The following is a 14,524-nucleotide window of genomic DNA, read 5'->3' as shown; positions in this document are numbered from 1 at the left end:
GGTACTGATGGGTTCCCCGCTGAACCTAGCAGCACGTAGCTGCTGGCCTCAATGGCACGCGGTCGCCGGATGAATGCCCCGTTTGGAGGGGTGGCAGCCCGTTCGAGCCGGGCCGAGTCCGAGGGGAGTCCACTCGATGTGGGCTCCCTTATGCCTCAGGGTTTACGACCATCTCGCCCGCTACGACAGGGAAGCCGCAGTGATGCGATGGGTAGCGACAAGGTAGCGACCGGAAGCGGGCGCGAATCCTCGCGGCGGTGGCGCCCGAACCGCCCCCGGTTCCACCGAACGCCGGTTAGCCTCGGAACAAGATCGACCGAATCCGAAGGGCAGCACCGGCTATGCACGGACCCACTTCCCCATCCGCGCCGAACGAGGGTCTGCTCGCGGGCAAGACCGCGGTGATCACCGGAGCCAGCCGTGGCATCGGCCTGGCGATCGCGATCAGGTTCGCGGCGGAGGGCGCGAACGTCGCCATGATCGCCCGCACCCAGGAGCCGCATCCCAAACTGCCCGGCACCATCCACACCGCGGCCGCTCGCGCCGAAGCCGCGGGCGGGGCGGTGCTGCCGCTGGTGGCGGACGTCCGCGACGACAGGGCGCTGGCCGACGCCGTCGAGCGGATCGTCGAGCGTTTCGGCGGCATCGACATCCTGGTCAACAATGCCGGATCGGTCGATCTCACCGGCGCGGAGCAGATCGGCATGCAGCGCTACGACCACATGCAGGCGGTCAACCTCCGCGCCCCGTTCCTGCTGTCCAAGCTGACGCTCCCGTACCTGCGCACCTCGGCCCGAGCCGGGCGCAATCCGCACATCCTCACGCTCTCCCCACCCCTCAACATGAACCCCGGGCAGGTCGGCAACGGCGTCGCCTACACCGTCTCCAAATACGGTGTCAGCATCGCCACGGTCGGTCTGGCGCACGAATTCCGGTCCTACGGCATCGCCGTGAATTCGCTGTGGCCGCGGACGAAGATCGACACCGCCGCGGTCCGCAACCTGCTCGGCGGTGCGGAAGCCGTCGCCGCGTCCCGCACCGCCGACATCTGCGCCGACGCCGCCCTGCTCGTGGTGACCAGCCCTGCCGCGACAAACACCGGTCGGCTGCTGCTCGACGAAGAAGTGCTCGCCGCCAACGGAATCACCGACCTGGACCGCTATCGCGTCGTTCCCGGTGACGGCGCGCTGGCCAACGACCTGTTCATCGACGCGTAATGAGACCGCTCGCGCACCGCGCGAATTCGCGGGTCTCCCAGGCCCTTTCACGACCCAGGCCGATCATGGTACGTGGCCTCGGCATGTGCTTGCCCGTTACAGTGTGGCGATCGGGGTCGTCACCGGCTCGACGCGAGAGACCGCTTCTACGCGTGCGCGCGACCGGACTCGGGCATTTGTTCCACGCTGCCGGTTCCGCGGCCGCTGCGAACACTCGCCATCGCCGGTACACCCGACACGGGGCGGACGGCCGATTCTTCGTAGGTTGTTCCGGCCGGATGCGGGAATATCATCGCTGGAACCTTATTTCCGCAATCGACGAAAGGTCGGCAGATGAGCAAGCCCGTCGATAGCGTGCCCGCGGACAAACCGCTGTCCGGGAAGACCGCGCTGGTCACGGCGGCCTACACCGGGATCGGCAGGTCGATCGCGAAAACGCTTGGCACGCATGGTGCACGGGTCGTGGTGCACCATCCGCACTTCCCCGAGCCCGCCGCCGACGTGGTAAAGGAGATCACCGAGGCCGGCGGCGCCGCGCTGGCGCTCGCGGCCGATATCGCCGATCGCGGCGAGTACGAGGAGCTGGTGCAGGCGCTGCTGGAGGAATGCGGCGGGTGGCATCTGCTGGTCAACACCGCGGCGGTGCCGGAATCCGAGCCGTTCCCGAAGCTCAGCTCCGAGGCGTTCGACAGCGCGTTCGCGGCGACGGTGAAGGGCGTCTTCCACGGCCTGCAACTGGCTTTGCAGCACTTGGCCGACGAGGGCCGGATCATCTCCGTCTGCGATCCCGCCGCCCCGGGCAGCGCGGTGCACGACGCGACGCGCGGCGCGGTCGAGCAGCTCGGCCAGGCCGTGGCGCCGGATTTCGTAGCGCGGCGGATCACGGTCAACACGGTCAGCTATGGCGTCGGCACGACGGACAACGCGGAACTCGAGACCGCCCTCGCCGCGATGCGGCCGACCGAGCCGAGCGCGGTGGTCGCCTATCTCGCCGGTGACGCCGCGAGCACGGTCAACGCACAGGTCATCCGGCTCAACGGCACAAGCGGCCGGTAACGGTGCGATTCCCGACCGGCGCGCCCGTCCCGCAACGGGCGCGCCGCCGGACGATCACGCGACGACCGTGCCGCCGTAGGAAGTGAATCCCCGGCCCAGCGCCTGACAGGTGAAGCTGCCGTGGAAGCCGACCTGGCACGACGCGCCCGCGTGCTCGACGATGGGACCCCACTGCCCCGAACCGGTCCGCACGTCGTAGATGCTGGGATTGCCGCCCGGCAGGGTGTAGGGCGTGGCCGGGTCGAAGGTGGGATGCGCGGGCAACCACGGCTGGTCGATCGCGATCTCGTCGACCGGCACCGGCACCGGGACGTAGGTGTCGCCGACGTAGTAGCTCAACCGCAGTGGAGCGGCGAAATCACATCCGAGCGAGCCGTCCGCGAAGATGGCGCAGTTCATGCTGCCCACCGAGAAGTAGACCGTGCCCGGGTCGGCCTGGGCGGAACCAGCCGCTAGGATCGGCGCCACCGCTACGGCGGCGACTGCTCCGGCGAACTTCGTGCTGCGCTTCATACCGTCTCCTTGATGCTCACTGATGGACAACCGACTCGATGAGTCTGTCGGCCCGGCGCGGGATTCCGTTTCGTCCCCGCTGTCGGACCGGTCGGCGGGGCACAGCGTCGCGACCGGCGCGGTGAGCAGACGCTAACGCGGCGATAACTTACGGACACTCCACCGAAATGGGAGGTCAATAGCGTATACAGGCATGTCGACACGGATAGCGACCCTGGCGGACGCGGCGGGCAAACCGCTGCGCGACGTGGTGTACGCGGCGCTGCGCAGCGAGCTCATGAACGGAGACATCAAGTTCGGCGAACGGCTGACCGAACCGAAACTCTCCGCGCGCTTCGGCATCTCGCGCACGCCGATCCGCGAAGCGCTGACCGTCCTGTGCTCGGATGGATTGCTGCAACGCGAAGAATACGGCTTCAGCCCGGTACGGCCGAGCATCCCACTGATCCGTGACCTGTACGAGCTGCGAATCACGCTGGAGCTGGGCGGTTTACAGCGCGCGATGACCAATCCCGCCGTCACGCACGACCGGGAACTCCTCGAATGCGAGCGCGCCGCCTGGCTGGAGCTGCGCGCCGACCCGCCGGAACAAGAACCCGGTTTCGTGGTGCGCGACGAGGAATTCCACGTCACCCTGCTCACCGCGGCGGGCAACACGGAGATGGTGCGGGCACTGAAGGCGGTGAATTCTCGCATCCGCCACGTACGGATGTACGACTTCATGGTCAACAACCGGATCGAGACCACCATCGCCGAGCATCTCGGAATTCTCGACGCCGTGCTGGCCGACGACCTCCCGCTCGCGTATCGGCTGCTGCACACGCACATCGGTGAATCGCTGGACGTGGTGCTCGAACGAGTCACCCGCGCGATCGCGGCGATGTCGCTGGCTACGGATTAGCAGGGAGCGGTAGTGAGTCTGGAATTCGATACGGTGCTCGTCGCCAATCGCGGCGAGATCGCCTGCCGCATCGTGCGGACGGCCCGGGCACTGGGGCTGAAGACGGTCGCCGTGTACTCCGATGCCGATGTGAGCGCCGCGCACGTCGAGATGGCGGACGTCGCCGTGCGGCTGGGACCGGGCCCGGCGGCGGAGTCGTATCTGCGGGCCGACCTGGTGGTCGAGGCGGCGCTGACCGCCGGAGCCGGAGCCATTCATCCCGGCTACGGCTTTCTCTCGGAGAACGCCGATTTCGCCACCGCGGTCGAGCAGGCGGGCATCGCGTTCGTCGGGCCGACCCCCGAGCAGCTGCGCGTCTTCGGGGACAAGCACACCGCGCGCACAGCGGCGCGCGCGGTGGGCGTACCGCTCATCCCGGGCAGCGACCTGCTCGAATCGGCCGATCACGCGGTCGCGGAGGCGGAGCGGATCGGTTTTCCCGTGATGCTGAAGGCGGTCGGCGGCGGTGGCGGCATCGGCATGCAGGCCTGCTTCGGCCCGGACAAGGTGCGCGCGGCCTACGAGCGTGTGCAGCGCATCGCGGCGGCGAACTTCGGGTCGGCGGGCGTCTTCCTGGAACGTTTCGTCGCGCGCGCCAGGCACGTCGAGGTGCAACTGTTCGGCGACGGCCACGGCCGCGTGGTCAGCCTCGGCACCAGAGACTGCTCGCTGCAACGCCGCAATCAGAAGGTGATCGAGGAGGCGCCCGCCCCGGGTCTCGGCGCGGAGCTGTCGGAGCGTCTGCTCGCCGCGTCCCGGGAACTCGCCCGTTCGGTCGGATACCGCTCGGCCGGGACGGTGGAGTTCGTCTACGACGCCGACAGCGGCGCCGCGTCATTCCTGGAGATGAACACCCGGCTGCAGGTCGAGCATCCGGTCACCGAGGCGGTCACCGGCGTCGACCTGGTGGAATGGATGCTGCGCCTCGCCGGCGGCGACACCTCGATGGTCGATGAGCAGCCCGAGCGGGGGCCGGCGATCACCGGTCACGCGGTGGAGGCGCGGGTCTACGCGGAAGATCCCGGCCACGACTACCGCCCGAGCGCGGGTCTGATCACGGCCGCGCACTTCCCGGACGACGTCCGGGTGGACACGTGGGTCGCCACCGGCTCGGAGGTCAGCCCGTATTACGACCCGCTGCTGGCCAAGGTGATCAGCACCGGGGAGAGCCGAACGGACGCCTTCGCCGCACTGCGCACCGCACTCGCCGAGACCCGGATCTACGGCGTCCAGACGAATCTGCCGCAAGTGCGCCGAGCCGCGGCGGACGGCCGGGTGCTGCGCACCGAGCACACCACCACCACGCTGGCCGAGATCCGCCCGGTCGGCCGCCGCATCGACGTGCTGCGCGGCGGCACCATGACCACCGTGCAGGACTACCCCGGCCGGATCGGCCTGTGGGAGGTCGGCATTCCGCCGTCCGGCCCGATGGACGACCTCTCCTTCACCCTGGCCAACACCGCGGTCGGCAACCCGGTCGGCGTCCCCGCGCTCGAATGCACCTTGCAGGGCCCGCAATTGCGCTTCTCCGACACCACCGTCGTGTGCGTGACCGGTGCGCCCGCGCCGGTGACGGTGGACGGCCGCCCGGTGGCGATGTGGGAGCCGGTCACCGTGGCCGCGGGCGCGTTGCTGGACATCGGCGCACCCGCCGACACCGGCCTGCGCACCTATCTGGCGGTGCGCGGCGGCATCGATGCGCCGCTCTACCACGGCAGCGCGGCCACCTTCACCCTCGGCGGATTCGGCGGTGTGACCGGAAAGGCGGTGGCGACCGGCGACGTGCTCGGCATCGCCTCGGTGGACGCAGGCGCACTCGGCGCACCCGCCGCGGTGCCGGCGGGAGACCGGCCGACGTTCACCCACGACTGGCAGCTCGCGGTCGGCGTCGGTCCGCAGACCGCGCCCGCGTACTTCACCGACGCCGACATGACCCAGTTCTGCACACACCCGTGGCGGGTCGGCAGCCACGCCAACCGCACCGGCATCCGGCTGGAGGGCCCGAAACCGGCTTGGTCGCGCAGCGACGGCGGCGAGGCCGGGCTGCACCCGTCCAACCTGCACGACAACCCCTACAGCGTGGGCGCGTTGAACGTCTCCGGTGACACGCCCATCCTGCTCGGGCCCGACGGCCCCAGCCTCGGCGGCTTCGCCTGCCCGCTCACCGTGGTGTCCGCGCATCGCTGGCGGATGGGTCAGTTGCGTCCCGGCGACACCGTGCGGTTCGTGCCGGTCGACGACGACAAGGCGGCCGCGCTGCGCGCGTCCAACGGCAGCCGCGTGCCGGATCTGCCCACCGGTTCTCCCGCCGCGCTGCGGGATCGCGGCGTCCTCGGCGGAATCGAGGCGTCACCGGACCGGCCGCGGGTGCGATACCTGCGCGGCGGCGACGACAACGTCCTGGTCGAGTACGGCGAGATGGTGCTGGACCTCGGGCTGCGCATGCGGGTGCACGCGCTGTCCGAAGCCCTCGCGGGCGTCCGGCTGCCCGGCATCCTCGACGTCACCCCTGGCGTCCGCTCCCTGCACATCCACTTCGATCCCGAAGTGCTGCCGCACTATCGACTGCTCGGCACGTTGGCCGAACTCGAAGCCGAGCTGCCCGCCACGACCGATCTGGTGGTGCCGAGCCGCACCATCCGGTTGCCGCTGTCGTTCGACGACCCGTCCATCGCCGAAGCGATCGACCGTTACCGCAGCGGTGTGCGCGACACCGCGCCGTGGCTGCCGTCGAACACCGAGTTCATCCGCCGCATCAACGGGCTCGACAGCGTCGACGACGTGCGCGCCACGGTCTTCGACGCCGAGTATCTGGTACTGGGGCTCGGTGACGTGTATCTCGGTGCGCCGCTGGCGGTTCCGCTCGATCCGCGGCACCGCCTGGTCACCACCAAATACAACCCGGCGCGTACCTGGACCCCGTCGGATGCCGTCGGCATCGGAGGCAAGTACCTGTGCGTCTACGGGATGGCCTCGCCAGGCGGTTACCAGCTGATCGGCCGAACGGTGCCGATCTGGTCCAGCTATCGGCAGTCCGCGCCGTTCGAGGCGGGCACGCCCTGGCTGTTCCGGTTCTTCGATCGCATCGTCTGGGAACCGGTCGGCGCGGAGCAGTTGCTCGAATACCGCGCCGCGGCCGCTGCGGGCAGGTTCGACGCGGAGGTGAGCGAGGGCAGTTTCGCGCTCGCCGACCATCTGCGGTTGCTGCGCACCGAGGCAGGCGCGATCGCCGAGTTCGAGGCCAGGCAGGCCGCCGCGTTCGAGGCGGAGAAGGACGCGTGGCGGGCGGCGGGCGAGTTCGAACGCGGCGCCGTCGCGCCCGCCGCCGCACCCATCCACGACCCGCTGGCAGGGCTGCCCGCCGACGCGACCGTCGTCACCGCGCCGATGATCGGCAATGTCTGGCGGGTGGAAGTCGAGCCCGGGCAGCGGGTCACGGCGGGTGCGGCGGTGGCCGTCCTGGAGGCGATGAAGCTCGAACTACCTGTGCACAGCCCGGCCGCGGGCACCGTGCTGAAGGTCCTGACCACGTCCGGCGCCAAGGTGGAGCCGGGAACGCCCCTAGTAGTGATCGGAGCCGACTGAATGCCCCCAGGCGTCCTAGGCAACACCGCAGTCGACCCCATCGCACGCGTCGCGGCCGCCTATCGGCGAATCGCCGAAGTCGATCGGCCGGAGGTGTGGATCACCCTGCGACCCGAATCCGAGGTCGCCGCTGAAGCGGCCGCGCTCGCACGGCGGCTCGCCGCCGGAGAGGCCCTGCCGCTGGCCGGAGTGCTGGTGGCGGTGAAGGACAACATCGACGTGGCGGGCCTGCCGACCACCGCGGCCTGCCCGGAATTCGCCTATCAACCGGAGGCGACCGCGGCGGCGGTCGAGCGATTGCTCGCGGCGGGCGCGCTGGTGCTGGGCAAGACGAACCTCGACCAGTTCGCCACCGGGCTGGTCGGGACGCGCAGCCCGTACGGCGCGGTGCGCAACGCCCTCGATCCGGAGTTGGTGTCGGGCGGGTCGAGTTCCGGTTCCGCCGCGGCGGTGGCGCTCGGCATCGCGGATATCGGAATCGGCACCGACACAGCGGGTTCCGGCCGCGTGCCCGCGGCATTGCACGGGATCGTCGGCCTCAAAGCCACCTTGGGTGTGATCCCGGCGCACGGAACCGTGCCCGCCTGTGTGGATTACGACGCCGTGACGGTCTTCGCCGCCGACCTCGACTCGGCGGTCGCCGCGGCCGCGGTGATGGCGGGCCCGGAGCCGCGCGACCCGCGTAGCCGGACTTGGCCCGCCGACGTCCGGCTGGCCGCAGCGCTCACGCCGCGCATCGCCGTGCCGCGTTCCGAGGATCTGGCCCCGCTCAGCGAGCCATATCGAGAGTCGTTCGCGCGCACCGTCGCCGCTGTCGCCGACACCGGCGCGAAAACCGAGGAAATCGACGTCTCCGTCCTCCTCGACGCCGCACTGCTGCTCTACGACGGCGCGATCGTCGCCGAACGCTATGCCGCGGTGGGCGCGTTCCTGGACACCGCTCCAGCGGGCGCCGACCCGACGGTCGCCGCCATCATCGGGGCGGCGCGGGAGAAGTCCGGCCCGGCGTTCGCCGCCGATCTCGACACGCTGACCCGCGCGAAGGCAGCGGCCGCCGACCTGCTGCGCGGTTTCGACGCACTGCTGCTGCCGACCACCACCGAACATCCGAGCATCGCCGCCGTACAAGCCGATCCGATCGGCATCAACCGGCGGATGGGCACCTACACCAACTTCTGCAACCTGCTGGACATGGCCGCCGTCGCCGTCCCGGGCGCACCCACCACCGATGGCGCTCCGTTCGGGGTCATGCTGGTCACCCCCGCCTTCGCCGATCAGGTGGCCGTCGACATCGCCGCCCGCCTGCTCGGCCTGGCGAGTGCGCCGCTGCTCGTCGACCAGGGTGTCGACCTGGCGGTCTTCGGAGCGCATCTGCGCGGGCAGCCGTTGCACTGGCAGCTGGAAAACCTCGGCGCCCGCTTCCTGGGCCCGGTGCGGACCACCGACGCCTACCGCTTGACCGCGCTCGACACCACTCCGCCCAAGCCGGGACTGGTGCGGCACGGACCGGGCCGCGGCGCTCCGATCGAGGGTGAGCTGTTCCGGGTCTCCGCGGCCGGATTGGGCGCCTTCCTCGCCGAGCTTCCCGCTCCTATGGCCCTGACCAGCATCGAACTCGCCGACGGGCGCGATGTCGTCGGATTCACCTGCACCCACGATGCCGCGGCGGCCGCCACCGACATCACCCATCACGCCAGCTGGCGGACGTACCTGCGGCATCGTTCCTAGCTCCTGCTTCGCACCGGTGGCCCATGGCCGCGAGTGTTCCTCGCCGCCATGGGCCATTTCTCATGCCAGCGCATTAGACATTTGTGCTAGACATCCGTGCCAGACTCGTGTTAGACATATGTCTAAGACATTTGGTCAACCCAGCGGGAGTCGAGGAAAGTCATGAACCCCAAGTCCGCAAGCAGCCAGCTCCGCGTGCTCGTCGCCGGCGGCGGCATCGGCGGCAATGCCGTTGCGCTGCAACTGCTCCGGTCCGGCATCCGGGCCACCGTGGTGGAGCGCGCGGCGGCGCCGCGACCCGGCGGGCAGGCCGTCGACCTGCGCGGACCCAGCCGCGAGGTGGCCGAGCGGATGGGCATGATGCCGGGTATCCGGCAATACCAGCTCGACGAGCGCGGCATGAAGTACGTCGACGACGCGGGCCGCGAAATCCTCCGCATGCCCGCCGAGCTCTTCGACGGCAAGGGCGCGGTCGCCGAAATCGAGATCACCCGGGGCGATCTCAACCAGGTGCTACTCGACCTGCTCGCCGCCGAGGGCGGCGTCGATTACCGGTACGGGGAATGGATCACCGACATTCGTCAGGACGACGCCGGCGTCGAGGTCACCTTCGCCTCCGGCGCGGCAGAGCGATTCGACCTGGTGATCGGCGCGGATGGTCTGCATTCCGCCACGCGCCGGATGGCGTTCGGCCCGGAGGAGCAGTTCGCGACGTATCTGGGCGGCTACATGTCGTTCTTCACGCTGGAGCGACCGGAAGACCTGGAGCCGCACTGGTTCACGATGCACTCGCTGGTCGGAGCGACCGGGCTGGGCATGCGTCCGGACGCGGACCCGGCCACCTGCAAGGCGCTCGTGGTGATCCGCGCGGCGGCGGATCCCGCGCTGCGCCGGGATGTCTCGGCGCAGCAGCAGTTCATCCGCGACCGGCTGGCCGGCGGCGGCTGGGAATCCGCCCGCATCGCGGCGGCGATGTCCGAGGCGCCGGACTTCTATTTCGACGAGCTGGCCCGGATCGACATGCCGAGCTGGGTCCAGGGCCGGGTGGTCCTGCTCGGCGACGCGGGGTACTGCGGTTCACCGCTCACCGGGCAGGGAACCGCGATGGCACTGGTGGGCGCGTACGTCCTCGCCGGTGAACTCGCCGCGCACGCCGACAACCCCGCAGCGGCCCTGGCTCGTTACGAAGAGGTGCTGCGCCCCTTCGTGAAGACGGCCCAGCAGTTGCAGCCCGGCGGCCTGAGCGCCATGACGCCGAAGTCCCGCTTCGGCATTCGCGCGGGCCACGCCGTCAGCAAGGTGATGATGTCGAAGGCGATGCGACCGGTGATGATGCGGATGTTGAGCAAGACCGAGACCTATGACCTGCCCGACTACTCGACGGCGACCGTCTGAGCCGTGCGCCGTCGGCTCGCGCCTCGACCGGAGTTCCGCGCGGCTCCGGTCGACGGCGTGCCGTTGTCAGCCGATCACGGTTCGGTCGTCGAGCAGGAACGGAAGCACGAAGTCTCGCAGCATCGCTCGTTCCTCGTCTTCGCCGGCGCCGGGCAACGTCAGCAACGACACCATCGCCCGCACCACCCACCGACCGACGCGCTCGGCCGCGCGGGCGGGCAGTCCGGGGCGGAACCCGGCGACGAAGTCCGTGGCGAGCGCATCGACCACACCCGCCGAATTCGCCAGTTCGGCGACGATGCCCGCGTTGGACGGTTCGAACCAGACCGCCAGATGCGGCGTTTTCCGCACTTCCGCCAGCAGCGCGGTCAGCGTGTCGAGCAGCTGCTCCCCCGGCTCCGCGCTCGCGGGCGCCCCCCGATCCCGCCAGACGCGCTCGACCAGCTGCCTCGCCTCCCGTCCCGCGAAGGCCACGTAGAGCGCCTGCCGATTCTCGAAGTAGCGATACAGCGTCGCCCTGGAACAGCCCGCGGCGTCGGCGACTTCGGCCATGCCGACTCCGATGACGCCCTTGTCGATGAACAGCGCGCGCACCGCGTCGAGGATGCGCTCACCGGCCAGCTCGGCGCGACCGTCGGCCAGCCAATCGCCACTCATGCCCTGTCCTTTCCTACCGTGCCCCGCACCGCCCGACCCGGCCGCTCAGCCCCTGCACCGGAACGGCACAGTAGTCGGCCTGCGAACATACGGCCCGTTCGCGTACTCGACCGCGTCGATGTCGACCACATACTCGGGAAACCGATCGAGCAACTCCTCGAGCGCGACCCGGGCCTGCATCCGCGCGGCCGCCGCACCGAGACAGTGGTGCGGCCCGTGCCCGAAGGTCAGGATCCGCTGCGGATTTCGATCGATGTCCAGCTCGGCGGCGTCGGCGCCGAAAACCCGTTCGTCCCGATTGGCGGATCCGAACACCAGCAGCACCTTCCGCCCGGCGGGCACGGTCTTCCCGGCCAGTTCGACGTCGCGCGTCGCGGTCCGCGCCAATCCCTGCACCGGCGAGGTGAGGCGGGCGAACTCCTCCACCGCGACGCGGATCCGGTCCGGTTCCGCGGCGAGCGCGGCGCGCTGGTCCGGGTGCTGTTGCAGTAGTTGCACCGCGCCGCCCAGCAAGCCCGTCGTGGTGTCGTTGCCACCGGCGACCATGGTCCAGGTGTAGGCGAGAATCTGGATCAGCCCGCGCACGTCCGTGTCGTCGGCCGCCATGCCGGCCTGGACCAGCAGGGACACCGTGTCGTCGCCGGGATCGACGCGCCTGCGTTTGATCAAGTCCGCGAAGTACCCCATCATCTCCGCCGACGCCGCGTGCGCCTTGGCGTTCGTCCGATCGATGCTGCCCGCGACGACGGCGTCGGTCCAGCCGTCGAACCGAGCCCGGTCCTGCTCCGGAACCCCGAGGTAGTACGCCACCACCATGCTCGGCAGTGGTTTGAACAGCTGCTCGACGATGTCACCGCCGCCCTGGGCGGCGATGCCGTCGAGCCGGTCGCGCACGAACCGGCGGACCACCGGCTCCACGTCCTCGACTTGGCGCGGGGTGAACCCGCGCGCGACCAGCCTGCGAAAGTCGGTGTGCTGCGGGGGATCCTGCATCACCAGCGGGGGATTGTCGGTCAAGCCGAGTTCGTCGAGTTCGCCGTATTCCACCGTCAGCCCGTCGCGCGAGGAATACGTTTCACTGTCCCGCGCCGCGGCGTAGACGTGCTCGTGCCGGGTGAGCACCCAGTAGTCGTTCTCCGGACGGGCGTCCGGCACGACGTGCGCCACCGGATCGTGCTCGCGCAACGCCGCGTACATCTGCCACGGCGACGCCCAGGTGGGGCCGGAACGGAGTTGGAACACCGGAGCCGCCCGATACGCAACGTTCACCATGTATCGACGGTAAGACAAAACCATCCAACTGTCTAGAACACGTTTCAGATAGATAGGTGGGCCGATCACCCACACGACCGGCCCAGCCGCACCCATCCTCTCGAACCCGGAGCCGCACCTGTCGGTTACCTTCGGCAGCGGCAACAACAACTGGTTGCCGGTCAGCGCCAGGAAGAGCCTGCGCGAGCGACCGCTCCGCGTTCCGCGTCCGCCGGGCCGGCCACCCCTCGTAGACCGGCCCGGCGGACACCACCCCCGAGGTCCGACCTGTCACCCCTCGAGACAGGTCGGTCCCCGGTTCGCACCTTCGGTGCTGGGCTTGTCCCTCCCTTGCGACAAACAATGCAGGCCCGGGCTTGGCGCGGACTTAAGAACACCTTGCAAGATCAAAAACGCAGGTGAGCGCGGCGTTACCGAGTGGTGCCCGGCGAGCTCCTACCGCCCGGCCGCGGATCGCGGGATGATGGTGGTGAGTGCGCCAACGAGATCGGGAGCGACGATGGAAACCGTGGTGGTCTGGATTCTGGCCAGCCTGCTCTATTGGTGGGGCCTGCTGTAGGTGTCCGAACCTGGCCGACCAACCGGCCAGGTCTACTACAGTTCGTCGTTCAGCCTTCGCGATCCCACGTATACGAACTGCGAACGGACCGCGCAACCATGAGCGCACGAGAATTCGCACGTGCCGATGGGCGCGTCCGGCTGCACTCAACTCGCCCCCTACGCGGTGCGCACCCGACTATCGCGGTGACGGAATCCGTCGTATCCACCGCATCGCGTGTCGGATCCCGGCGTATCCCCCGGCAGCGCGGGCCATGCCCCGCCACGACGCTCGATACTCGATCCCGGTTGGTTCCGAGAAGGAGTGCAGATGCTTACTGTCCTGCCCATCAGGTACGTCGCCGATGTGGAAGCGTGCCGGACGTTCTATGCCGGGCTCGGGCTGGCGCTCGATCCGAACGCGAGTCTCGATGTGTGGGCGCAACTTTCGGCAGACGCGGGCGCGGTCGGGTTGCACGATTTCCGGGTGTCGAAGGGGCGCCCGGCCGGAGCGGTCGAACTCGGGTTCGCGACCGACGAGAAGCTGGAAGTGGTCGCGGACCGGCTGCGCAAGCGCGGCTACGACTACGAGATCCATGACGAGGACTTCGGTCGCAGCTTGCGGGTCGTCGATCCGGACGGCGTGACACTCCAGATCCAGGAGATCGACATGACTATCGCCAAGGCGTCCGAGTCCGCCTTGGGGTCACCGTAGACCGTTTACCGCCACCTTCGTCACTTCCGCCAGCAGGTCGTTGTTCGCCTCGGCGTCCGCGTCGGACTTGCGGGTCAGGATCGCGATCACCACCGGCGCCCGGCCGCCCTCCGGCCAGACGATCGCGACGTCGTTGGCGCAACCGTAGGAGCCGGTGCCCGTCTTGTCGCCGGTGACCCACTTCGCGGGCAATCCCGCGCGAATGCGTTTGTCACCGGTGGTATTGGCCTTCAGCCAGGCGACCAGCTGGTCGCGCTCGCGTGCGCCGAGCGCGTCGCCCAGCGCCGCGGCACGGTAGTCCGCGGCCAGCGCGGCCGCGGTGGTGGTGTCCCGTTCGTCACCGGGAATCGCGGTGTTGAGTTCCGTTTCCCAGCGGTCGAGCCTGCTGGTCGGATCGCCGAGCGTGCGCAGGAACGCCGTGAGTCCCTCGGGGCCGCCGATCTCGCGCAGCAACAGGTTGCCCGCGGTGTTGTCGCTTCGGGTGATCGCGGCCTCGGCCACTTGCGCCAGCGTCATCCCCTCGGCCACCGCGGCGCTGGTCACCGGGGAGTTCGCCACCAGATCCGCCTCGTGGAAGCGAACCACCCGATCGAAGTATCCCGTGTCGAGCGGACGCGAACGCAGCAGCGCGGCCGCCGCCAGGGTCTTGAAGGTGGACAGGAACGGGAAACGCTCGTCGGCGCGATGGGTGACCGTCCGGCCGGTGCCGGTATCCACGGCGAACAACCCGACCTGGGCACCGTAGCGGACCTCCAGATCCACCACGCCCGCGGTCGCGGCGGGGCCCGCCTGCACGCTCGATGTGATCGAACCCGGCTGGGCCACCTCGGTTTCGGCACCGCAACCGGCCAGCAGCGCCAAGGCGGCGGCCAGCGCCACCCGATAGTCACGTGTCAGCCGAGGCATGCC

The 14,524-nt window shown here is 69.5% G+C and carries 11 protein-coding genes; 7 read left to right on the top strand and 4 right to left on the bottom strand.

The window, feature by feature from the left end; translation table 11 throughout:
* Nucleotides 1-341: 341 nt before the first annotated feature.
* A complete protein-coding gene (locus tag ABZ552_RS04215; protein ID WP_281876890.1) occupies nucleotides 342-1,217 on the top strand; it encodes an SDR family oxidoreductase in 876 nt (291 codons plus the stop codon).
* A 333-nt stretch (nucleotides 1,218-1,550) separates the two neighbouring features.
* Nucleotides 1,551-2,273: an SDR family NAD(P)-dependent oxidoreductase gene (locus ABZ552_RS04210; protein ID WP_357435511.1), complete on the top strand. Its 723-nt coding sequence runs from the start codon at nucleotides 1,551-1,553 to the stop codon at nucleotides 2,271-2,273.
* Nucleotides 2,274-2,327: 54 nt separating this feature from the next.
* Here ABZ552_RS04210 and ABZ552_RS04205 read toward each other — a convergent pair whose 3' ends face one another.
* Nucleotides 2,328-2,786 carry a hypothetical protein gene (locus ABZ552_RS04205; RefSeq protein WP_357435509.1) on the bottom strand — a complete coding sequence of 153 codons (459 nt, stop codon included), beginning with the start codon at nucleotides 2,784-2,786 and terminating at the stop codon, nucleotides 2,328-2,330.
* Nucleotides 2,787-2,979: 193 nt separating this feature from the next.
* Between ABZ552_RS04205 and ABZ552_RS04200 the strand changes: the two genes are divergently transcribed.
* From ABZ552_RS04200 to ABZ552_RS04185, 4 genes are all read left to right on the top strand, one after another.
* Nucleotides 2,980-3,687 (top strand): GntR family transcriptional regulator, encoded by a 708-nt coding sequence (locus tag ABZ552_RS04200; RefSeq protein ID WP_357435507.1) that lies wholly within the window; start codon nucleotides 2,980-2,982, stop codon nucleotides 3,685-3,687.
* A gap of 12 nt (nucleotides 3,688-3,699) precedes the next feature.
* On the top strand, nucleotides 3,700-7,311 hold the full coding sequence (gene uca, locus ABZ552_RS04195) for an urea carboxylase (RefSeq protein WP_357435505.1): 3,612 nt from the start codon (nucleotides 3,700-3,702) through the stop codon (nucleotides 7,309-7,311).
* Entirely contained in the window at nucleotides 7,312-9,039 is a 1,728-nt protein-coding gene (gene atzF / locus ABZ552_RS04190; protein ID WP_357435503.1) for an allophanate hydrolase, read from the top strand.
* Nucleotides 9,040-9,201: 162 nt separating this feature from the next.
* Nucleotides 9,202-10,434: an FAD-dependent monooxygenase gene (locus ABZ552_RS04185; RefSeq protein WP_357435501.1), complete on the top strand. Its 1,233-nt coding sequence runs from the start codon at nucleotides 9,202-9,204 to the stop codon at nucleotides 10,432-10,434.
* Between the two features lie 66 nt (nucleotides 10,435-10,500).
* On the opposite strand, the gene ABZ552_RS04180 is transcribed toward ABZ552_RS04185, so the two are convergent.
* Nucleotides 10,501-11,091 carry a TetR/AcrR family transcriptional regulator gene (locus tag ABZ552_RS04180; RefSeq protein WP_281876881.1) on the bottom strand — a complete coding sequence of 197 codons (591 nt, stop codon included), beginning with the start codon at nucleotides 11,089-11,091 and terminating at the stop codon, nucleotides 10,501-10,503.
* Nucleotides 11,092-11,136: 45 nt separating this feature from the next.
* The gene (locus tag ABZ552_RS04175) at nucleotides 11,137-12,363 is read right to left on the bottom strand and encodes a cytochrome P450 (RefSeq protein ID WP_281876880.1); all 1,227 of its coding nucleotides are present in this window, start codon (nucleotides 12,361-12,363) and stop codon (nucleotides 11,137-11,139) included.
* A gap of 868 nt (nucleotides 12,364-13,231) precedes the next feature.
* On the opposite strand from ABZ552_RS04175, the gene ABZ552_RS04170 reads away from it, so the two are divergent.
* Complete coding sequence (locus tag ABZ552_RS04170; protein ID WP_357435498.1) at nucleotides 13,232-13,615, top strand: VOC family protein; 384 nt, start codon at nucleotides 13,232-13,234, stop codon at nucleotides 13,613-13,615.
* On the opposite strand, the gene bla is transcribed toward ABZ552_RS04170, so the two are convergent.
* Nucleotides 13,607-14,521 (bottom strand): class A beta-lactamase, encoded by a 915-nt coding sequence (bla, locus tag ABZ552_RS04165; RefSeq protein ID WP_357435496.1) that lies wholly within the window; start codon nucleotides 14,519-14,521, stop codon nucleotides 13,607-13,609. The genes ABZ552_RS04170 and bla overlap by 9 nt on opposite strands.
* Nucleotides 14,522-14,524 lie beyond the last annotated feature (3 nt).

This window comes from Nocardia sp. NPDC019219 (assembly GCF_040632645.1).
Classification (GTDB): Bacteria; Actinomycetota; Actinomycetes; order Mycobacteriales; family Mycobacteriaceae; genus Nocardia; species Nocardia sputorum.
Note: the sequence above shows the minus strand (reverse complement) of the source record. Positions and strands in the feature narration are given on the sequence as shown.